The 20,327-nt window shown below is 68.4% G+C and carries 17 protein-coding genes; 9 read left to right on the forward strand and 8 right to left on the reverse strand.

The window, feature by feature from the left end; all coding sequences use genetic code 11:
- Positions 1 to 11 precede the first annotated feature (11 nt).
- From BXA00_RS13375 to BXA00_RS13390, 4 genes are read left to right on the forward strand one after another with little or no spacing between them, the layout of a single operon-like run.
- Entirely contained in the window at positions 12 to 2,726 is a 2,715-nt protein-coding gene (locus BXA00_RS13375) for a type VI secretion system Vgr family protein (protein ID WP_076518925.1), read from the forward strand.
- Positions 2,723 to 3,670: a DUF4123 domain-containing protein gene (locus BXA00_RS13380; RefSeq protein ID WP_076518926.1), complete on the forward strand. Its 948-nt coding sequence runs from the start codon at positions 2,723 to 2,725 to the stop codon at positions 3,668 to 3,670. The genes BXA00_RS13375 and BXA00_RS13380 overlap by 4 nt, the downstream gene beginning before the upstream one ends.
- Positions 3,667 to 6,804 (forward strand): T6SS effector BTH_I2691 family protein, encoded by a 3,138-nt coding sequence (locus tag BXA00_RS13385; RefSeq protein ID WP_076518927.1) that lies wholly within the window; start codon positions 3,667 to 3,669, stop codon positions 6,802 to 6,804. Before BXA00_RS13380 ends, BXA00_RS13385 begins: the two co-directional genes overlap by 4 nt.
- Positions 6,805 to 6,816: 12 nt before the next feature.
- On the forward strand, positions 6,817 to 7,425 hold the full coding sequence (locus BXA00_RS13390; protein WP_076518928.1) for a hypothetical protein: 609 nt from the start codon (positions 6,817 to 6,819) through the stop codon (positions 7,423 to 7,425).
- A gap of 36 nt (positions 7,426 to 7,461) precedes the next feature.
- Here the strand turns inward: BXA00_RS13390 and BXA00_RS13395 are convergent, their stop codons facing one another.
- Positions 7,462 to 7,827: a hypothetical protein gene (locus BXA00_RS13395; protein ID WP_076518929.1), complete on the reverse strand. Its 366-nt coding sequence runs from the start codon at positions 7,825 to 7,827 to the stop codon at positions 7,462 to 7,464.
- A gap of 160 nt (positions 7,828 to 7,987) precedes the next feature.
- Between BXA00_RS13395 and BXA00_RS13400 the strand changes: the two genes are divergently transcribed.
- Both BXA00_RS13400 and BXA00_RS13405 read left to right on the forward strand, forming a co-directional pair.
- Positions 7,988 to 8,632: an OmpA family protein gene (locus tag BXA00_RS13400; protein WP_076518930.1), complete on the forward strand. Its 645-nt coding sequence runs from the start codon at positions 7,988 to 7,990 to the stop codon at positions 8,630 to 8,632.
- 71 nt (positions 8,633 to 8,703) lie between these two features.
- Positions 8,704 to 9,030, forward strand: a complete 327-nt coding sequence (locus tag BXA00_RS13405) for a 4a-hydroxytetrahydrobiopterin dehydratase (protein WP_076518931.1) — start codon at positions 8,704 to 8,706, stop codon at positions 9,028 to 9,030.
- A gap of 27 nt (positions 9,031 to 9,057) precedes the next feature.
- Here BXA00_RS13405 and BXA00_RS13410 read toward each other — a convergent pair whose 3' ends face one another.
- From BXA00_RS13410 to BXA00_RS13435, 6 genes are all read right to left on the reverse strand, one after another.
- Entirely contained in the window at positions 9,058 to 9,540 is a 483-nt protein-coding gene (locus tag BXA00_RS13410; RefSeq protein WP_076518932.1) for a MarR family winged helix-turn-helix transcriptional regulator, read from the reverse strand.
- Entirely contained in the window at positions 9,537 to 9,779 is a 243-nt protein-coding gene (locus BXA00_RS13415) for a hypothetical protein (RefSeq protein WP_076518933.1), read from the reverse strand. The genes BXA00_RS13410 and BXA00_RS13415 overlap by 4 nt, the downstream gene beginning before the upstream one ends.
- Positions 9,776 to 11,407 carry an FAD-dependent oxidoreductase gene (locus BXA00_RS13420; RefSeq protein WP_076518934.1) on the reverse strand — a complete coding sequence of 544 codons (1,632 nt, stop codon included), beginning with the start codon at positions 11,405 to 11,407 and terminating at the stop codon, positions 9,776 to 9,778. The genes BXA00_RS13415 and BXA00_RS13420 overlap by 4 nt, the downstream gene beginning before the upstream one ends.
- Before the next feature lie 119 nt (positions 11,408 to 11,526).
- Positions 11,527 to 12,225, reverse strand: coding sequence for a DUF6776 family protein (locus tag BXA00_RS13425; protein WP_076518935.1), 699 nt, complete (start codon positions 12,223 to 12,225; stop codon positions 11,527 to 11,529).
- 147 nt (positions 12,226 to 12,372) lie between these two features.
- Positions 12,373 to 13,059, reverse strand: coding sequence for an N-acetylmuramate alpha-1-phosphate uridylyltransferase MurU (murU, locus tag BXA00_RS13430; protein WP_076518936.1), 687 nt, complete (start codon positions 13,057 to 13,059; stop codon positions 12,373 to 12,375).
- Positions 13,059 to 14,099, reverse strand: coding sequence for an aminoglycoside phosphotransferase family protein (locus BXA00_RS13435; RefSeq protein WP_076518937.1), 1,041 nt, complete (start codon positions 14,097 to 14,099; stop codon positions 13,059 to 13,061). Before BXA00_RS13435 ends, murU begins: the two co-directional genes overlap by 1 nt.
- A gap of 168 nt (positions 14,100 to 14,267) precedes the next feature.
- On the opposite strand from BXA00_RS13435, the gene BXA00_RS13440 reads away from it, so the two are divergent.
- From BXA00_RS13440 to rsmA, 3 genes are read left to right on the forward strand one after another with little or no spacing between them, the layout of a single operon-like run.
- A complete protein-coding gene (locus BXA00_RS13440; protein WP_076518938.1) occupies positions 14,268 to 16,649 on the forward strand; it encodes an LPS-assembly protein LptD in 2,382 nt (793 codons plus the stop codon).
- The gene (locus tag BXA00_RS13445) at positions 16,646 to 18,220 is read left to right on the forward strand and encodes a peptidylprolyl isomerase (protein ID WP_076518939.1); all 1,575 of its coding nucleotides are present in this window, start codon (positions 16,646 to 16,648) and stop codon (positions 18,218 to 18,220) included. The genes BXA00_RS13440 and BXA00_RS13445 overlap by 4 nt, the downstream gene beginning before the upstream one ends.
- Before the next feature lie 18 nt (positions 18,221 to 18,238).
- The gene (gene rsmA / locus BXA00_RS13450; RefSeq protein ID WP_076518940.1) at positions 18,239 to 19,030 is read left to right on the forward strand and encodes a 16S rRNA (adenine(1518)-N(6)/adenine(1519)-N(6))-dimethyltransferase RsmA; all 792 of its coding nucleotides are present in this window, start codon (positions 18,239 to 18,241) and stop codon (positions 19,028 to 19,030) included.
- 108 nt (positions 19,031 to 19,138) lie between these two features.
- Here rsmA and BXA00_RS13455 read toward each other — a convergent pair whose 3' ends face one another.
- The gene (locus BXA00_RS13455) at positions 19,139 to 20,281 is read right to left on the reverse strand and encodes a glycerate kinase (protein WP_076518941.1); all 1,143 of its coding nucleotides are present in this window, start codon (positions 20,279 to 20,281) and stop codon (positions 19,139 to 19,141) included.
- Positions 20,282 to 20,327 lie beyond the last annotated feature (46 nt).

The following is a 20,327-nucleotide window of genomic DNA, read 5'->3' on the forward strand; positions in this document are numbered from 1 at the left end:
GAAATGCAGTCATGGCCCTAGAACTCGCCGCCGCCAGTCTGCTGGGTGCAGGCTTTACGCAGGCCGATCGCCTGTTGGACCTGACGACGCCGCTCGGGCAGGACAAGCTGCTGGCGGAGCGGTTGCAAGGCACGGAGCAGCTGAGCGACGGCGGCTTCGTGCTGCACGTGGATGCGCTGTCGGACGATGCCCACATTCCGCTGAAGTCGCTGATCGGCCAGGCCGCGCAGGTGAAGCTGCGGACCGCCCTGGGGCCGGACGAGCACCGCGTCTGGTGCGGCCTGGTGACCGAGGCGCGGTTCGAGGGCGCCAACGGCGGCTTCGCGCGCTACCGCCTGCGCATCGAACCGTGGCTGGCGCTGCTGCGCCAGCGGCGCGACAGCTACGTATTCCAGGACCTGTCGGTGATCGACATCGTCGACAGCGTGTTTGGCGACTACCAGGGCCAGGGCGCGCTGGCGCCCCTGTGGCGCTGGGAAGTCAGGGATCGCGATGCCTACGCCAAGCGCAGCCTGACGATCCAGTACCGGGAAACCGACTTCGCGTTCGTCGAGCGCCTGCTGGCCGAAGAGGGGCTGTTCTACTGGGTCGAGCATGAAGGCGGCGAGGACGCGCCCGGCACGGCCACGATCGTCATCGCGGACCACAATGGCGCATTCGAGCCCGGCCCGCAGGACAGCATCCCGTTTCAACGCGCCGATGCCACCGAGAAGCAGGATTCCATCCAGGGCTGGCGGCAGGGCCGCGCGTGGAAAACCAATGCGGTGCGCCTGGCCACCTGGGACTACCGCGCCATGCAGGCCCGCAAGGTCAGCGCCCAGGTCGAAGACAAGTTCGCCAATGCGATGGAACTGGCCGATTCGGACTACCCCGGACAGTACCTGTTCGAGGACGGCGCGCAAGGCGAGCGCCTGGCGCACAACGCGCTGGCGGCGCAACGCGTGCGCCAATCGCTGTACGAAGGCGAAGGCACCGCCCGCACGCTGGCGCCGGGGCAGCGCTTCACGCTGACGGGCCACTGGGGGCCGTCGCAAGGGGCGGGCGCGGATTTCGTGGTGATCGGCATGCGCCACGAGGCGCGCAACAACTTCGACGAAAGCCTGGGGCAGGCCGTGGCGCAAGCCCTGGGCGCGGCGGGCGAACCTGTGGCCGGCGCATCGGCGGCCGGCGAGGCGGACTTCTACCGCAACCGCTTCGAGGCCATTGCCGCCACGCTGGAATACCGTCCCCGCACGCGGGACGGCCACGGCGCGCGCCTGCATCCCCGGCCCACGGTCCATGGCGCGCAGACCGCGCTGGTGGTGGGGACCGGCGATCCGGTCCACACCGACCGCGATCACCGCATCAAGATCCAGTTTCACTGGCAGCGCGGCAGCGCGTCCAGCAACCGCCAGGATCATCCGGCCGGCGATGACAACGCGCCGGCCAGCGAGGCCCTGGGCGCCTGGGTGCGCGTGGCCGAGCCCGTCGCCGGATCGGATTGGGGAGGCCATTTCGTGCCTCGGCTGGGGCAGGAGGTGCTGGTGCAGTTCCTGCATGGCGACATCGACCGGCCGGTCGTCGTGGGCGCGCTGTACAACGGCGCCGGCGCCGAGAACGCGGCCAACAACCAGGTCCAGGGCGGGGCGGCCAAGGCGACCGGCAACGCGCCTGCCTGGTTCGCGGGCAGCGACGCGGGGCACGCGCACAACGTGGTGATGTCGGGGTTCAAGACCCAGGCGCTTGCCACGAGTGGACAAGGCATGGGCGGCTACAACCAGCTCGTGCAGGATGACACCCCGGGCCAATCGCGGCTGACGGCGTCGACCACGCAGGCCGAGGCGCGGCTGAATCTGGGGCATCTGAAGCAGCAGCGCGACAACGAGCGGCTGTCGGACCTGGGCCATGGCGCCGAGCTGGCCACCAGCGAAGCGCTGGCGCTGCGCGCGGGGGAAGGATTGCTGATCAGCGCGGACAAGCGCGAGGACGCGGCCGGCGGCCTGCTGGACAGCGAAGAAGCCATCAAGCAGATGGAAAAGTCCATCGCGCAGGCGGGCGAGCTGTCCGCCAGCGCCGGCCGCCAGGAAGCCAATCTGCCTGGCGACGCAGACAAGACGCGCGCGCTGAACGAGCTGGATGCGGTGCGCGAGATCATCGAGGGCACCAAGGCCGAGGCAGAGGTCCGTGTCCCGGCCTACACCACGCCGCACATCCAGGTCAGCGCGCCCAGCGGAATAGGCCAGTACACGCCGCACAACGCATACACGGTGGCGGGCGCCACGCTGTGCCAGATCGCCCCGGACGTGAACTGGGCGGCGGGCGCGAACCTGTCGATGTGCGTGGCGCAAGGCGTCGTGCTGTTCACCAAGGGCCTGGGCGGCAGCGGCCGGGCGGTTGAAGAACAAGGCATCCGCCTGCATGCGGCGGGCGGACAACTGCGGCTGCAAAGCCAGAAGGCCCGCATGCGGCTGGCGGCGGAGAAGGCGGTGACGCTGGCGTCGGCGCAGGGCGCGGTGGACGTGAATGCGTCGAAGAAGGTGTTGGCGACGGCCGCCGGCGCGTACCTGCGGATCGAGGGCGGCGGCATCCAGCTGCACGCGCCCGGCAAGGTGGAACTGAAGGCGGGCGTGCATAACTGGGTGGGGCCGCAAAGCGGCGCCGGACCCGCGCAGCCGCCGCAAGGCGATCTGGAAGGCTGCGCCGCGGCGCTCGAGGACGCAGCCGGCAGCGGCGCGTTGGCGGCATGACGATGGACGCGACGCCTCGCCACCCCGAATACTGGACGGACGGCGCCGAAGCCCGCGTCGAGCGCGCCATCGCGGGCCTGCGCGCGGTCCTGGACGGTCGCGCCGACCGGCGCGTGCTGCTGTTGTGCGATTCGACGCTGGGCGATCCGCTGGCAAGGCAGATCGCCTCGGCCGGCCTGGCGCGCCGCGAGGTCGACCTGCTTTCACAAGGCGCGACCGCGCCGCCCCTGTATCTGGCCGAAGTGCCGGACGAAGTGCGGCACGAGCGCCTGGTCAACGCCAGTCTGCGGCTGGCGGTGGATGAAGCCGTGCGCCCGGCGCCGGCCGTCCGGCGGGCGAGGTCGATGTCGGCGTGGCTGGCCACCGACCTGCCACTGGGGGAAGTCGCACAGCGCCTGGTCCAGCGTGCGCGCCTGCGCGATGCGCGGGGGCGCGTGCGCATCCTGCGGTTCTGGGACCCGCGCACCACGCAATTCCAGAGCGAGCTGTACGCGGGCACGGTGCCGTCCTCCTGGATCGCGGGCGTGACGTGGATGAGCGTGGACGGGTTTGGGCAGTGGCAGGCCCTGCCGGACGCGGGCGGCCCGATGCAGACCGTCACGCCGGACTGGCCCCGGCTGGCGCGGCTGGGCCGCGTCAATGCGGTGCTGCAACGGCTGAACGCGGACGGCCTGCGCCATGGGGCGTCGGCGCTGGAACCCGTGCGGCGCGCGCTGGACGCCGCCGCGGCCTGCGGCATCGAGGATGACGATGACGCGGCGCTGTTCGCCGCCTGGCGGGTGCGCCTGGCGGCGCCGCTGGAACGCGCGCCCTCGTTCCTGGCGCTGCTGCGTGAAGTGCGCGAGGAAGGCGGCCGCCTGTATCGCGCCGCCGAGGACATGGACGATGAGGAATGGCAGGGGTTTGCGCACGAGGCGCAGGCTCGGGAGGATCTGCAAGCATGACGACTGACTACGACGCGCTGCCCTGCAAGGGCAAGTTCTGCGGCCGGCCGGGGCTGCCCATCCTGCCGATGCGGATCGCCTACGTGCCGGGCGGCAAGAACGACCTGCCCGACGGGGTGTACGTGGACCCGGAGCTGTATTACGAGACCCTGCGCCAGGGCGCGTACATGCTGCGCGCGATCACGGCGGGCTATGTCTATATCTGGGATCCGCGCCGCAGCTACGGGTGGCGCGCGTTCGCGGCGACGGCGACCGGCCAGATGAAGGAAGTCCCGGTCGACGACGACAACCGCCCGGCCGAACAGCCCACGTTCACCTGCACGCGGGAAGGCCATGGCCTGGAATCGTCGCTGATCAACGTGGAGGCGCCCGCCAACGCGTCGCGCACGGTGTGGGTGGGTTATTCACGGGTATGGTGGACGCGGGACATCCGCCGCGACCTGGCCCGCGACGACCGCTGGCGCAAGAAGATCATGGTGGAACTGGACGCCAAGGCGGTGTGGGGAGGCGGCCATCCCAAGCCCGAGACCGGCTATCGCGTGGCGGAGGACGGCGCCAACCTGGCCAAGCACGCCATTGAGTTCCGCGATGCGGCGGGCGCCGCCACCCTGTTCGGCAATACGCTGGCGCCGGCCGTGAGCGTATTCGGCGGGCAGGCCGCGGCCATGGCGGCCAAGATGCGGCAGATGACGCCCAAGGGCGGCATCGTGCTGGCGCTGCGGGATCCCGTGGGCATCCTGGCGGACGTGGCGACGTGGCGCAATAAGTGCATGGGCGAACTGGCCGAACACCATCTGGACCCGACGCGCATGCGCGAAGTGGGCGTGGCGCAAATCATCGATGGCCTGCAGAAGCAGATGGGCTCCACGGGCGATGAGATCACGCGCCTGCGCGAACGCATCGACACGGGCAAGGTCGCCAAGACGCTCAGCGACAACAAGGCTGCCATCGCCCGGATGCGCGAGAAGATCGAGGGCGCCGGCAAGGACTGGGCGTGGTGGTATGGCCGCGACACGTTCTGGCTGGCGCTCAAGGCCTATTCGTCCCAGGACGCCGCCGCCGGCGAGCGGTTGGAGGAGGACATGGCGCTGTGCGTGGACGGCGCGGGCGCGATCGAAAGCGAACACAAGGCCATCGACGATTCGCTGAAGGACGAGGACGGCTCCAGCACCTATGCGGCGATCTGGCGCGCGCTGGCGGCGAACGACGGCGAGCTGCTGGGCTTTCTGGACCGCGAGGCCAAGGGCAAGGTCATCTCCAAGCAGATATCCAGCGTGCGCCGGATGATCAAGAGCTACAACGATTGGCTCAAGGAGCGGGCGGCCAAGGGGCAATTGCCGCCGATGCGGGTGGCGACCGCGGCGATCGGCCGCTTCATGGCGACGCAATTGCTGCGGCTGACGCTGGCTGGCGATCCCATTGCCGAGCGCGTCGCCGCGCGCGTCACGCTGACGATGTCGGCGCGCATGAACATCGTGATGGCGGTGCGTACGCACACCACCACGGTGCCCCGGATGATTGCGGACATGCACCAGATCGTCTGGGAACCGGAGCGGACGTCGGTGACGGTGGGCGGTGGGAACGGCATTTATGCGAACTCGCATATGCAGTCTGGCTGGATGGGCACCCAGGCCGAGCGCTCCACGCCGGTCACGCTCAACTACATCATTCCCGAGGAAGTCGACGCGCAATTGAACGCCGCCGCCGCGGCGCGGCCGCAGCCCGGGGCCGGCGCAACGCCGCAACTGTCGCTGCCGGCGCCCCCGCCGGTGCTTGCCCTGCCCGCGCCGACCATGTCGCCGCTGGCGGGCCTGATCAAGTGGGCCAGGACCAAGGACGGCGCCAATGCGGGCGCGACGGGTGTGATGACGCTGGTGGCGCTGTATTCGTCGGTGTCGGATCTGCGCAAGGCGCAGGTCATCCATGACGCCAAGGCCGCGCGCAAGGCCTGGTTCGGCATCACCTCGGGCGTGCTGGGCGTGGGCAGCGTGGCGATCGAAGTGACGGCCGGCGCGATCGGCGCGCGGGTGGGCGCCAACACGGCCTTCACGATGAACCTGAAATTGAACATGCGCCTGACGGCCGTGCGGACGGCGGGCGCCGTGTTCGCGGCGGCGGCCACGTTCGTCGACGGGGCCAACAACGCGCTGAGCGCGATCGACCAGTACGACGTGAAGAACTACGAAGCGGGCAGCGCGTATGCGACCTCGTCCGTGTTCCTGCTGCTGTCCGGGCTGACCGGCGTCGCCACGGCGCTGGTTTCGCTGGGCGGGGCCTTCAGCGCGGCCGGCGTGGTGGCGGGCGCGGGGGGCTTTGGCAGCGCCATGGTCGGCCTGACCAGCGGCGGCACCGTGCTGCTGGGGATTCCGGTGTGGGGCTGGATTGCGCTGGGCCTGTGCCTGCTGGCGGCCGGGCTGTACTTCAAGTTCTGGGGCGACAGCGCCAAGGAAAGCGAGCTGGAGATCTGGTTCACCTGCTGCTGCATGCGCTCCGCTGCGTACACGGACGTGAAGGAACGCACCCTCTACGAAACGCGCGTGGAGGAACTGGAGGCGTTCAACCGGGCCGTGTTCGGCGTGCGCGTGACGCTGGACTGGAACGGGCTTTGGCAGGGCGAGGTGTTCGGCCGGGACCGCCTGGTGCTGGAAGTGGTGATGCCGGGCTATTCCGAGCATAGCGACTACGCGTATAACCTCAAGCTGGTCGGGCAGGGCGTCAGCGCCGTGGTGGCAAGCAAGGGGTCCGCGCGATCGCGGGACCCCGAGTTGCAGCCGCGCGGACCGTCCAATGCCCAATTAGTGCAGGGCCGTCCGCGCGAGGAAACGTGGGCCGACCGCGTGGACCAATACGTGGACAATATGCAGTCTCGTCCCGGCTGGGCGGATGCCTGGCGCTGGATACGCAAGGATCGAAGCCAGTCCATCGAGTTCACGGCCAAGCCCTGGGACGAGTCGGTGCAATTCCACGTGAGCAATGGCTGCGCGATCCTGCGCACGGAAGTGCTGGTCGATGACGATATCTTCCAGGAAGCGGTCATCAAGGTCGAATACTGGCCGGACCCGGACCGCATGCCCGACATCCGCTCGGTGCCGATGGGCGCCAACGGTTCCAACCTGGTGAAAGCAAACAACTGACGAGATGCAGGCATGAACAGCAACGAAGGGATTCAGGTCTCGGTCTATACCCGATGGCACCAGTGGTCGGTGCCCTTGGCCTTCGCGCTGGCGGCAGGCAGTTTCATGCTCGTGGTGTTCAACCGCGGACCGATGGGCCTGGCCGCCGGGCTTGCGCTGCTTGGCCTGCTCGTGCCGCCGCTGATTGCGTACAAGGGCTTTCCCACGCGCAATGCCGTCAGGGTGACGGCCGATGGGCTGGAGTTTTCGCGCCGGTCTTCCGTGGCCTTTGCCGATCTGTCCAGCTGGGGCACGGACGACTATCTCAAGCTGGTCCGCGCCGGCCTGCCGACGTTGCTCGTCAGCGCGGTGGACCTGCCCAGCCGGGAACGCCTGTTGCGCGAGTTCGAGCAGGCATTGGCGGCCTGGCAGAAGCGCCAGCCCGCGGGCACGCAGGCGGCGCGCCGTACGCATTTCTACGGCTCCACGGCCGGGCGCCTGGTGGGTTTGGGGATCACCGCCCTGGGGGCGGGGTCGGCGATCATGGCGCTGAACCTGCGCGAGCCGTCGATATCGCTGGCCATCGTCGGCGGGCTGGGGGCGTTGTTCGGATTGGCGATGCTGTTTGGCCGGCGGGGGTGACAGGCGCCGACCGGCGGCATATTGCCGCCTCGCGGCTCATTGCGCGGTGGGCGGGCGCGGCGCTCGGGAGAACACCACGCTGAGGGAACTGTTCGACGTCAGGCGCAACGTCGCGTCGGCACGAGGACGTCCCGTCGATTCCAGCGCGCGCACGGACGCCCAGATCAGGCCGACGGCCGGCGCGACAGCCGATAGGAGATCGCCGATGCCCGGGGCGGCGTTGAGCGGGGCGTGCTCCACCTCGCTGCGCATGCCTGCCTGCTTGAGCATGGCCCGGATGCGGGCGACGGCGGATTCCAGGTCGTCGATGTTTTCCAGAAAGAAGTCGTCTTTTGCGCCGCACAACCCGGCCAGCTCGTTGTCGGCCATTCGGTTGAAAAAGTAGGTGCGAGCGACTGTCATGGATGTTTTCTCCGATCGCGCGATCTTAACGTGGCCGGCGTCTGCCGGCCCCGGACGGCGCCGGCGAGGCATACAAAATGTTGCCCGTCGCCCCGGCTGCCCTTGCTAGCATGATCCACGCCGGAATGAACCGGTTTCTGGATGGACAGTGGAGGTTGCCATGAATTCAAGAACAATCAACCGGATCGCCGTGTTTGCGACGGCGGGCGTGTTGCTGGCAGGGTGCGCCACGCAACAGCAAACGAATACCGCCGTGGGAACGGGTGCGGGTGCGGCGCTGGGCGCGGGTATCGGCGCCTTGATCGGACACGGCAAGGGCGCGGCCATCGGCGCCGGCATCGGTGCGGTGGCGGGCGGCCTGGTGGGCTACAACTGGAAGGTCGTCAAGGAAGACGTGCAGAAATCCGGGGCCTCGTCGCTGGGCATCGACGTCGTGGAAATGCCCGATGGCAGCCTGAAGGTCAATATTCCGAGCGGCGTGTCGTTCGACACGGACAAGACGCAGCTCAAGCCGGCGTTGCTGCCGGTGCTGGACAGCGTGGCGCGTTCGCTGAATCAGCATCCCGAACTGCGGGCAAAGGTGGTGGGCCATACGGACAGCACCGGATCGCTGGCGCACAACCAGACCCTGTCGGTGAACCGCGCCAAGAGCGTGACGGATTACCTGGCCCGGCAGGGCGTGGCGGCGGGCCGCCTGAGCGTGGAGGGCCGTGGCCCGAACGATCCGATCGGCGACAATGCGACCGCCGAAGGGCGCGCGCTGAACCGGCGCGTGGAAATCTACCTGTACGCGGTCCGGCAGTAGGCGCGGGGCGCGTTCCTTGCTGACAGGCGGCGGGCGCGATGCGCCGCCGCCTTTTCTTTCCGGAGTCTGACATGAGCGACTTTCCTCCCGCCCGCATCGGCACCGAGACCGCCGTCGCCGCGCTCACCGGCTGGCAGGCCGTGGCCATGCGCGATGCCATCGAAAAGCGGTATCGCTTTCCCAACTTCAACGCCGCGTTCGGCTTCATGGCGCGCGTGGCGATGTTCGCGGAAAAGCTCAATCATCATCCCGAATGGACCAACGTCTATAACCGCGTCGACGTGACCCTGACCACGCACGACGCGGGCGGCGTGACCGAGCTGGACGTGCGCATGGCGCAGTTCATGGACGAGGTCGCGCAGCAGGCCGGCGCCACCGCGCCCAAGGCGCAACCCTGAATGGGGCGACCGGCTGCGGGCGACCGGTCAGCCGCCGGCTTCGTCCGCTTCGTTCGAGTCGTTCGATTCGTTCGCTTCGGCCTGCAGGTGGCCGATCAGCCGGTCTAGCATGTCGCCGAACCGGCGCTGTTCCTCGGCGCTCAGGCAGCCGAAGATCTCCTGATTGCGGCGTGCGATGAGATCGATGATGCGGCGGTAATGCGTCATGCCCTCGGGGGTCGGCGCCAGCACCACGCCGCGGCCATCGGAAGCGGAGACCGTTTTTTCCACGAGCCCGCGGTCCACCAGCGCCTGCGCCGAGCGGCTGGCCTGGCCCTTGTTCAGGTTCGCGGCGCGCGCCAGGTCATTGACCGATAGAGGCGCGTAGCGGCCGATGGCGGCGAGGCAGCGCGCTTCGCCCAGCGGGATGTCGCAGTCCTTGAGATAGGCGCGATTCGTGTCCCGGTCCGTGATCTTGTTGAGCACGTGCAGGCGGTAGGTCAGGAATCGTTCCAGGGCAGGCGTTGTCACGTCGGGCGGGCGGAGGAGGGGGCCGTGGGGGCGCAGGCCGAATAGTTTGCCACAGCGTTGTCCTCCAGGCTGGCCGCCTCGGCCTGGTCGAGGAGCGCCTTGGCTTCTTGCGCCGAGGGCAGGCGGCTGAGCAGGGACAATCCCAGTATCGACAGAAAGAGCGGCGCGCGCGATTCGCCGACGCGCGTGAGCGCCTGCGCCATGCTGGTATAGACCTGGTCCAGTTCTTCGTGGTTCATGCTTGGCCTTTCGTCGTGGCATTCGGGTTCAGGGAAACCGAGGGGTAGTAGGGCGCCAGCGCGGCGCGCAGGTCATGGGCGGCGGGCGCCATCCAGCGGCCCAGCACGTAGCCGTCCGGCCGCAGCAGATAGACGGTGCCGGGCTCGCCGCCATAGCGCTGGCGGAGCTGGCCGTGCGGGTCGGCCAGGCCGCCGTCGCCTGTGCGCAGCACCTGCAGCGGGTGCGGCGCCGCCTGGGTGGTCCGGGCCAGCGCATCCAGCGCTGCCGATAGGGCCGCGTCCGGCGCAATGGCCAGCGCAACAAAGCCCGCGCCGAAGCGGGCGGTCAGGTACTGGGGCGCGTCGCCGTCCTGCAGCAGGACATCGGGCGCGGGCTGGCCGGGCGCCGCCGCCGGTCCGGCCTGCGGAGCGCGGTCTTCCTGATTCAGCGGCGAGGTGTCGTACGAAATGGGCGCGGACTGACGCGGATTGATCAGCGACCGCACGCCTTCATCCACCAGCGCCAGCCGCAGCGCGGCCTCGCGCATGAGGCGAAAACCGTAGTCCGGCGGCGCCATGAACTCGGTGCTCTTGGCGCCGTAGGCCAGGTTCTGGCGCGTGGCGTGCACGCGTTCGATGCTGTAGCTGTCCAGCAGGCTGTCGGGCGACTGGCCCTTCAGCACCCAGGCAAGCTTCCAGGCCAGGTTGCCGGCGTCGTCCAGACCGGAGTTCAAGCCGCGCACGCCGAAGATCGGCACGAGGTGGCCGGCGTCGCCGGCGAACAGCACGCGGCCGTGGCGGTAGCTGTCCAGCGTCAGGCACTTGGCGTTGTAGATCGAAATCCAGAGCGGCTTCCAGGGCGCGGTCTCGCCGATCATGTCCAGATGGCTTTGCACGCGCGGCAGCACGTTTTCCGGCTTGACGGCCTCGTCGGGATCTTCATCGTCGCGGATCTGGTAGTCCACGCGCCATACGTTGCCGGGCTGGCGGTGCATGAGCAGGGTGGACCCCGGGTTGGAAGGCGGGTCGAACCAGGCCAGGCGTTCGACGGGCCGCTGCGACGCCTGCTCGATGTCGACGATGACGTAGCGGCCTTCGTATTGCATGCCTTCCAGCTTCAGTCCCATGGCGTCGCGCACGGTGCTGCGGCCGCCGTCGCAGGCGACCAGCCAGTCGGCGCGCACGGTCTGGCGCGTTCCGCCGGATTCGACCTCGACCGAGACGCCGTCGGGACCGGGCTGCACGCCCGTGACGCGCGCCGACCACGCCAGCGTGGCGAGGCCGGGGTGGCGCTGCATGGCCTGGTGCGCGTATTCCTCGACGTAGTACTGCTGGATGTTGACCATGGGCGCGTAGCGCTGCAGGGGATCGTGCGGCATCTGGAAGTGCAGCACTTCGCGGTCGCGGAAGTAGCTGCGCCCGCCGGTCCAGGCCAGCCCGGTGGCCATCAGCGGCCGGTCCGCGCCGATCCAGCCCAGGATTTCCTGCGAACGGCGCGACATGCAGATGGCGCGGCTGCCGCTGCAATAGCCTTCGTCGGCTTCCACGGTGAGCGAGGCGATGCCGTACTCGGCCAGCAGCGCGGCCAGGGTGAGGCCGACCGGACCGCCGCCGGCGATCAGGACGGGAACGTGCGAGGGGAGCGTCATGCTGTCTCCAGGATTTGGTTGTTTGCGCAACTATATGCCTGATAGGTTGCGTGCGCAACTATTTTCGGCGGACGTAAAAAAACCCGCAAAGCGGGTTTTTAAGGGAGGCGAGGCGGACCTCAGTTGCGCACGTTGTAGATGCGCATGGCGTGCTGCTTCTGGTTGCCATCCATCACGCGCAGCACCACGACCCTCGGGGTGAAGCCGTCAGGCAGCTTGAGCTGGCCCAGCGCGTAGTCGTAGCGGTCGACCTTCAGGGCCGGGCCTTCGGGCGTGACCGTGGCGGCGCGCCCGTTGGGATAGGAGCCTTCGATGGCGAAGGTCAGCGTGCCGTTGAAGGGCGCGCCCTCGCGGTCTTCGCGCATGACCAGCACCTGGTAGTCCAACTGGCCGGGGGCGCGCTTGAAGGTGGCCGAGCGGATGCCCAGGTTGCCGCCGCGGGGGTCGGGCGGCATGGCGTCCTGGAACAGCACCAGTTCCTTGTTCAGGGTTTCGATCCGGGCGCGGGCCTCGGAGAGGTCGCTGGTGAGCTTTTCGTGGCCGGCCTTGTTGGCGTCGCGCTGTTGCGTGGCTTCTTCCAGCTGCGCCTGCAGGCGCTGGCGCTCCATGTTGGCGGCGCTCAGTTCAGTGTGCAGCTGTTCGGATTGTTCGACGGTCAGGCGTTGCGGACCGTAGTTGGTTTGCAGGAAGAGCACGCCGCCCGCGCCAAGCGCAATGCCAACCAGCAGCAGCACAAGCCAGCGCGGCATGCGGCGCGTGCGTTGACCCGGCTGGTACACGGAGGGCTTGAATACGGCCCGTTGCGATCTTCCAAACATCCCCATTCCTAGAAAACTTCCTGTGTGTGTGCTCGTGGGCAGGCGGCGCGCGCATGCCAAAGCGTCAGAGAATACCCCGTCAGCCGGGGGCGATGCGTGCGCAGACAAGCCTCGTTGCGCACCTTGATATTGTGAAATATGTGGACGTCAAGCGGCCCCGTCGGCCAGTTCCGCGTCCAGGTCGGCCAGCCGCTGCGGCGTTCCCACGTCGGTCCATCGGCCGGTATGACGGGCACCCCGCGCCAGATCCCGCTCCATGGCCTGCCTGAGTAGCGGCGCCAGGGGCGCTGCCTGGCCGCGCGGCACATCCATGAACAACGACGGATGGTAGACGCCGACGCCGGCAAAGGTCAAACGAGGGGTTCCCTGCGCCTGCACGCGGCCATCGGCCGTCAGGACGAAGTCGCCGGCAGGATGGTGCGCGGGGTTGTCCACCAGCAGCAGCCAGGCGCCGCCCGGCTGCGCGCGCGACGCGAGGTCATGCGCCTGGGCCGGATCCCAGTCGCACCAGATGTCGCCGTTGATGACCAGGAACGGGTCGTCACCCAGAAGGGGGAGGGCCTGCGCGATGCCGCCCGCGGTTTCCAGGGCGCGGGCTTCGGCCGAATAGCGGATGCGCACGCCCTGGGCCGCGCCATCGCCCAAGGCGCCCTCGATTTCGTGGCCCAGCCAGGCATGGTTGATGACGATGTCGCGGATGCCCGCCGCGGCCAGGCGTTCCAGATGCCAGACGATCAGCGGCTTGCCGCCGACCGGAAGCATGGGCTTGGGCAGGCGGTCGGTCAGCGGGCGCATGCGTTCGCCGCGGCCGGCGGCAAGAATCATGGCGCGCATCAGAACGTGTATCCGACGCTGACCTGGCGGTCGTCCAGGCGGTCCAGCAGCCGCAGGAGCGGCGTGAAGACGCCGTAGCGCTGCGCGACCTGGCGCACGTAGCCGTTCACCCGCGGGATGTGGGCCAGGTAGTGGGCCTTGCCGTCGCGGTGGTTCAGGCGGGCAAAAACGCCCAGGATCCGCAGGTTGCGCTGCAGGCCCATCCATTCATAGGCGCGGTGGAATTCCGCGAAATCGGCATCGACGGGCAGGCCGGCGGCGCGCGCCATTTCCCAGTATCGGATGGCCCAGTCGAGCTGCTGCGGTTCTTCCCAGGTGGTGCGGGCATCGGTCACCAGCGACGCGAGATCGTAGGTGATGGGGCCCGAGAGCGCGTCCTGGAAGTCGATGACGCCGGGATTGGGGCCGTATTGCGGCTGGTCGCAGACCATCAGGTTGGGCGAGTGGAAGTCGCGGTGCACCAGCACCTGCGGCTGTCCGCCATTGCTGGCCGACAGCAGCGCGAAGATCTTTTGCAGGGCGTTGGCGGTCTTGTCGTCCAGCGTCACGCCGTGATGCTTTTGCACGTACCACTCGGGAAAGAGCGTGAGCTCGTCGGCCAGGCGCGCGCTGTCATAGGTGCCCAGTCCGGCGGTCGAGGCCTGCTGCAGCTTGACCAGGGCGGCCAGCGCCTCGCGGTACAGCGTCTGCAGGGTGGCGTCGTCGAGCCCGGCCTGGATGCGCTGATAGTAGGTCTGCTCGCCCAGGTCGGACAGCAGCAGCAGGCCCTGGTCCAGGTCCTGGGCCAGCACCGCCGGCACGTTCAGGCCGGCGTCGGCCAGCAGCTTGTCCACGCGCAGGAACGGGCGGCAGTCCTCGTGCTGGGGCGGGGCGTCCATGACAATCAGGGTGCGCGGGCCCGCGTCCAGCCGGAAGTACCGGCGAAAGCTCGCGTCGGCCGACGCGGGGCGCAGGGTCTGCACGGCCAGGTTCAGGGCGGGAGGCAGGCCTTCCAGCCAGTTGCGCACTTGCGCCAGGCGGGGGTCGTGATCGTTTTTCAAGGAAGATCCGTGTCAGAAGGGCAATATTGCTGAAATTTGGGTCGGGCGAACTTAAGGCTGGGCGTTGTTCGCGGCTTCTCTATAATACCGGCTCGTTTCCGTCAGCATTGGCCCCGCCAGGGAGCCTTTGTCCGGCTCTCCGATGGTCAAAAAGGGCTGTTTTCATTCGTGCGCAAGGTTCCGTGGTTGATCCTCTCCGTTGTCAGCGTCGCCGCCGGAGCCGTCCAGGCTCAAGGTAGCCCGGGCGCCGCTGCTTCCGCGCCGTCGGCCACGTCAACTCCGGAATTGCGCACGTCTCCCGGCCTGCGGATGCACCGGTTGCCGGACGACAGCATTCCCGCCTTCATGGAAGCGGACAGCATCTCGGGCGATCCCGACTACGAGCTGACGCTGTCGGGCAATGCCCAGGTGCGCCGCATCGATGGCGTGATCAAGGGCGACGAGATCAATTACCGCAAGGACACCGGCGAAGTCGACGTCCGCGGCAGCGCGCGCATGATGCGCGACGGCACGCTGGTGACGGGGCCGCGCGCCAAGTTCAACGTGGACCGGTATTCCGGCGAGGTCGAAAAGCCGAACTTCTGGCTGGGCGCCACGGGCGGCTTTGCCGTGGCCGACCAAGCGGACATTTTTAGCAAGTCGCAGATGCGGCTGCACACGGTGACGTACAGCGGATGCCCGTGCCCGGAGCCCTCCTGGTACATCAAGGCCAACTCGGTCGACATCGATTTCGACGAAAACGAGGGCGTGGCCCGCGGCGGCGTGCTGTATTTCAAGGACGTGCCGATCCTGGCCTCGCCCTACATGACCTTCCCGGTCAAGCGCGAACGCAAGTCGGGCTTCCTGATCCCGACGTACGGCACGACCAGCCAGGGCGGCTTCGACATCTCGATCCCGTACTACCTGAACCTGGCGCCCAATTACGACATGACGGTGCAGCCGCGCTACTTTTCCAAGCGCGGCATGCAGCTGGGCGGTGAATTCCGTTACCTGGGGTCCAGCTACCTGGGGACCCTGAACGGCACCTACCTGCCCGATGACCACGTCACCGGCGAAGACCGCTGGATGTACTGGTGGCGCCACCAGCAGACGTTCTCCCGCGGCTTCTACGCGGATTGGGACATCGCCAAGGTCTCCGACGACAATTACTTCCGCGACATTTCGCAACTGGGCCTGAACCAGGCTTCCACGACCTACCTGCCGCAACGCGGCCGCGTGGGTTGGGCCTCCGGCTACTGGAGCGCGTTCGCCCAGGTCTACAAGTACCAGACGCTGCAGGACCCGGACGCGCCGCTGGTGCCCCCGTACGACAAGGAACCCGAGCTCTACCTGCGCGGCGCCCGCTACGACTGGGGCGGCTTCGACGTGGACTGGACCTCGACCGCCGTGCGTTTCAGCATGCCGGATTTCGGCGCCGTCGCGCGGTATCCTGACGGTGACCGCCTCCAAACGTATTTGACAGCATCCTATCCTGTTGTGCGTCCGGGCTGGTTCATCATTCCCAAGGCGGGCATCAACTACACCCATTACCAGACCAAATGGTATGGCGTGGATGCGCTGGGCCTGAACAACGGATCGGCGGTGGGGTTGCCCCGTTCGCAGTCGCGCACGCTGCCCATCATGTCCCTGGACGCGGGCCTGATTTTCGAGCGCGACACCACGCTGTTCGGCAAGTCCTCCACGCAGACGCTCGAACCGCGCCTGTATTACCTGCGCGTGCCGTATCGCGACCAGTCCACGCTGCCGGTCTATGACACCTCGTTGTCCGACTTCAGCTTCTCGCAGGCTTTTGAGGAAAACATCTACACCGGCGGCTGGGACCGCATCGCCAACGCCAACCAGCTCACGGCGGCGCTGACCACGCGCTGGCTGGACGCCAACACCGGCTTTGAGCGCATGTCGCTGGGCGTGGCCCAACGCCTGTACTTCGAGGACCAGGAGGTCACGCTGCCCGGCGAGACGCCGCGCGAGAACGTGCGTTCCGACTTCCTGGTGGGGGCCAGCGCGGCCCTGACCGACTCGTTGAACACCGACATCGCCGCCCAGTACAACCCGTACGACAACAACTGGTCGCGCGGGCTCGTCAGCGCCCGCTGGTCGCCGCAGCGTCTGACCACGGTGGCCCTGGCCTACCGTTACCAGCGCGACCCCCAGCCGGGCGTGCGCTACCAGCCGCAGGGACAGAACCAGATCAGCCTGGCGGTCCAGTGGCCGTTCAGCAAGCGCTGGTACGGCGTGGGCCGGGTGGACTATTCTTTGCGTTCGGGCCCGTCCAGCACGGTGGCCAACACGACGGAATCCCCCCGCGTGACGCAGGCCATCGCCGGCCTGGAGTACAAGGGCGACTGCTGCTGGGTGGGCCGCATGGTCTACCAGCGCTACGCCGTATCGGCGGCGGACACCAACTCCGCGCTGTTCTTCCAGCTTGAGCTCACGGGCCTGGGTTCCCTCGGAACCGACCCGATGAACCTGCTGAACAGAAGTATCCCCGGTTACACGCGCATCACGCCGCCCGTGCCTGCCGGGACCACATTTGAAAGGTATGAATGATGCGTAGGTTGCACTCTTTGCGCCGGCTCTCCGGCAATGCGCTGCTGCTGGCCCTGTGCGCCGGCCTGCCCGCCGCGCACGCGGCCGAGCAAGCCGCCCGGGGCGCGAACAGCGGCGCCAAGGCCGCTCCCGTCGCGCAGAACAAAGACGCGTCCGCGCCCAAGGGCGAGCAGTTCGTGGACGGCATCGCCGCGATCGTCGACAAGGACGTGATCACGCTGCGCGAACTGCGCGAGGCCTCCCAGCGCATCGCGAGCGAATTGAAGGCGCGCGGCATCCAGGTGCCGGACGACCAGACGCTGCAGCACCAGGTGCTGCAGCGCCTCATCATGGAGCGCGTGCAGCGCCATGAAGCCGATCGACTCGGCATCCGGGTGGACGACGCGCAGATCGATACCGCCGTCCAGGCCATCGCGTCCCGCAACAAGATCACCGTGGCCCAGTTGCGCCAGGAACTGGAAAAGGCCGGCACGTCGTGGGAGGCTTACCGCAAGTCGCTGCGCGACGAGATCCGCACGGATCGCCTGCGCCAGCGCGCGGTGGACTCGACCATCGTCATTTCGGATGCGGAAGTCGATGCCTTCCTGAAGGACCAGCGCCGCAACCCGGCGTTCGGCGCGGCGCCGCAAGCGCAGCCCCAACCGCAGCCGCAGCCCGCGCCGGAGCAGGCCGCGGTGCCCGCCGGCCCCATGCTGTATGCGCTGGCCCAGATTTTGGTGCGCGTGCCGGAAGGCTCGTCGCCCGAACAACTGGCGCTGTTGCGCAAGAAGGCCGAGGGCCTGCTGGCCCAGGCCAAGCGCGGGGACGACTTCGCCAGCCTGGCCGCCGCCTCGTCTGACGGTCCCGAGGCCCTGCAGGGCGGCGTCATGGGCGTGCGCCCGCTGGACGGTTGGCCCGACCTCTTCGTCAAGGCCATCAGCAACCTGCAGAAGGGCCAGGTCAGCCAGCTCATCCAGAGCGGCAACGGCTTTCACATCATCAAGGTGATGGACCGCGGCACCGCCCAGCCCGCGCCCGGCCGCACCGCCCGCGCCCCGGCGCCGCCGCAGCCCGCGCCGCAGCCCGCCGCGCGTCCGCAGGCGCCGCAGGGTCCCACGCAGGTGGTCCAGACCCGCGCCCGCCACATCCTGATCAAGACTTCGACCGTCATGAGCGACGACCTCGCCCGCCAGCGCCTGCAGCAGGTGCGTCAGCGCCTGGTGAACGGCGATGCCAAGTTCGAGGAAATGGCGCGCCAGTATTCGCAGGACGCCACCGCGCCGCAAGGCGGCGAACTGGGTTGGCTGAATCCTGGCGAAACCGTGCCGCCGTTCGAGGCCGCCATGAACGCCCTGCAGCCTGGCGAGATCAGCCAGCCGGTGCAGACGCCTTTCGGCTGGCACCTGATCCAGGTGGAAGAACGGCGCGACCACGATGCCACCGACGACCTGGCGCGCATGCGTGCCCGCCAGACGCTGTTCGAACGGCGTGCGCAACCCGCCTTCGAAGACTGGCTCGAGCAACTGCGCGCGCAGGCTTACGTGGACAACCGTCTCGAAAAGCAGCAGCAAATCCAGCAGAACAACCGCTAAACGCATCACGGGCTTTTCATGTCTCAGCACCAGGCGCGCAAGCGCTTCGGCCAGAACTTCCTGACCGACGACAGCGTCGTCGAGTCCATCGTCCGGGCGGTGGCGCCCGCCCGCGACGATGCCGTGGTCGAAATCGGCCCAGGCCTGTCCGCGCTGACGAGGCCGCTGCTCGAACGCCTGGATCACCTGACCGCGGTGGAAATCGACCGCGACCTGGCCGCCCGGCTGCGCAAGCAGTTCGACGCCTCGCGCCTGACGGTGGTCGAGGCCGATGCGCTGACGATCGATTTCTCGCAGTTCGGCAGCGCGCTGCGCGTGGTGGGCAACCTGCCCTACAACATTTCGAGCCCGCTGCTGTTCCACCTGATGACCTGGGCCGACCATATCCGCGACCAGCATTTCATGCTGCAGCGCGAAGTGATCGACCGCATGGTGGCCAAGCCGGGCTCCGGCGACTTCAGCCGGCTGTCTGTGATGCTGCAATCGCGCTATCGCATGCACAAGCTGTTCGACGTGCCGCCCGAGGCCTTCGATCCGCCGCCCAAGGTGGTGTCGGCCATCGTGCGCATGGTGCCGCTGCCGGCGGACCGCCTGCGGCCCATCAGCGAGCGCGCTTTTGAAACCGTGGTGGCGCGCGCGTTTTCGCAGCGCCGCAAGATGCTGCGCCGGGTGCTGGCGGACTGGGCGCCGCAGGTGCCCTGGGAAGCGCTGGATATCGCGCCGACCGCGCGCGCCGAGGACATTTCGGTGGACCGCTACATCGGCCTGTCGGATGCGCTGGTCCAGGCGGGCGTGCTGCCGCGGGACTGAACCGCCCCGTCGGATTCGCATGCACAAAGGCCCCGCGGGGCCTTTGTGCATTTCACAGATTGCATTTCACAGATTGCATTTCACAGATTGCATTTCACAGATTGCATTTCACAGCATGCGTTTCTGGGCCGCCATCCAGAGCTGCATCACGTCGCGCGCCCGATCCGCAAGCAGGCGTTCGGCGTCCGCCAGGGCCTGCTGCAGCGTGATGGGGCCGGGAGCCAGGCTGAACGCGGCGCTGATGCCGCAGGTGTGCAGGGCCTCGTAGCCTTCTCCCAGCGAACCGGCCAGCGCCACGACGGGCACCCCCGCGCGCTGCGCGATCCTGGCCACGCCGGCGGGCGTCTTGCCACGCAATGTCTGCGCGTCCATCCGGCCCTCGCCCGTGAAGACGAGGGTCGCGCCCTGCACGGCCTCGGCCAGCCCGCCGAGTTCCGCGACGATCTCCACGCCCGGCCGGAAATGCGCATTGAGGAAGGCCTTGGCGGCAAAGCCCAGTCCGCCGGCCGCGCCCGCGCCGGGCGCGTCGCGGTGATCGGCATGCAGGTGGCGCGCGCAGATGTCGGCGAAGTGGCCGAGCATCGCGTCCAGCGTCTGCACCTGTTCCGGCGTGGCGCCTTTTTGCGGGCCGAATATGTGGGACGCCCCGTGCGGACCGCACAAAGGGTTGTCGACATCGGAGGCGATGTCGATGCGGATGCGGGCCAGCCGGGGGTCCAGGCCGCGCGTGTCCAGCGAGGCAAGCTGGCCCAGCGCGCCGCCGCCGGGCGGCAGGCTGTTGCCGCCGGCATCGAGCAGGCGCACGCCCAGCGCCGTCAGCATGCCGGCGCCCGCGTCGTTGGTGGCCGAGCCGCCCAGGCCCAGAATGATGCGCGTGGCGCCCGCGTCCAGCGCGGCCCGCATCATCTCGCCGACGCCGTGGCTGCTGGCGCGCATGGGGTCGCGCTTGGACGGCGAGATCAATTCAAGCCCGGCCGCCGCGGCCATCTCGATGACGGCGGTGCCATCGTCCAGCAGGCCCCAGACGGCGTCGACCTTGTGGCCCAGCGCGTCGTTCACGGTGATCTGCTGCTCCTTGCCGCCGGTGGCCGCCAGCACGGCCTCGACGGTGCCTTCGCCGCCGTCGGCCATGGGCACGCACACGGTGTGCGCGCCGGGGAAGGCGGCCTTGACGCCGCGCGCGATGGCCGCGGCCGCATCGGGCGCGGAAACGCTTTCTTTGAACGAGTCGGGAGCGATGACGATTTTCACGGGTGTCGAGGGGCGCGTTGAAGGTCGATGTGAGCCCCATGATACC

It is taken from the genome of Achromobacter sp. MFA1 R4, from assembly GCF_900156745.1.
Classification (GTDB): domain Bacteria; phylum Pseudomonadota; class Gammaproteobacteria; order Burkholderiales; family Burkholderiaceae_B; genus Achromobacter.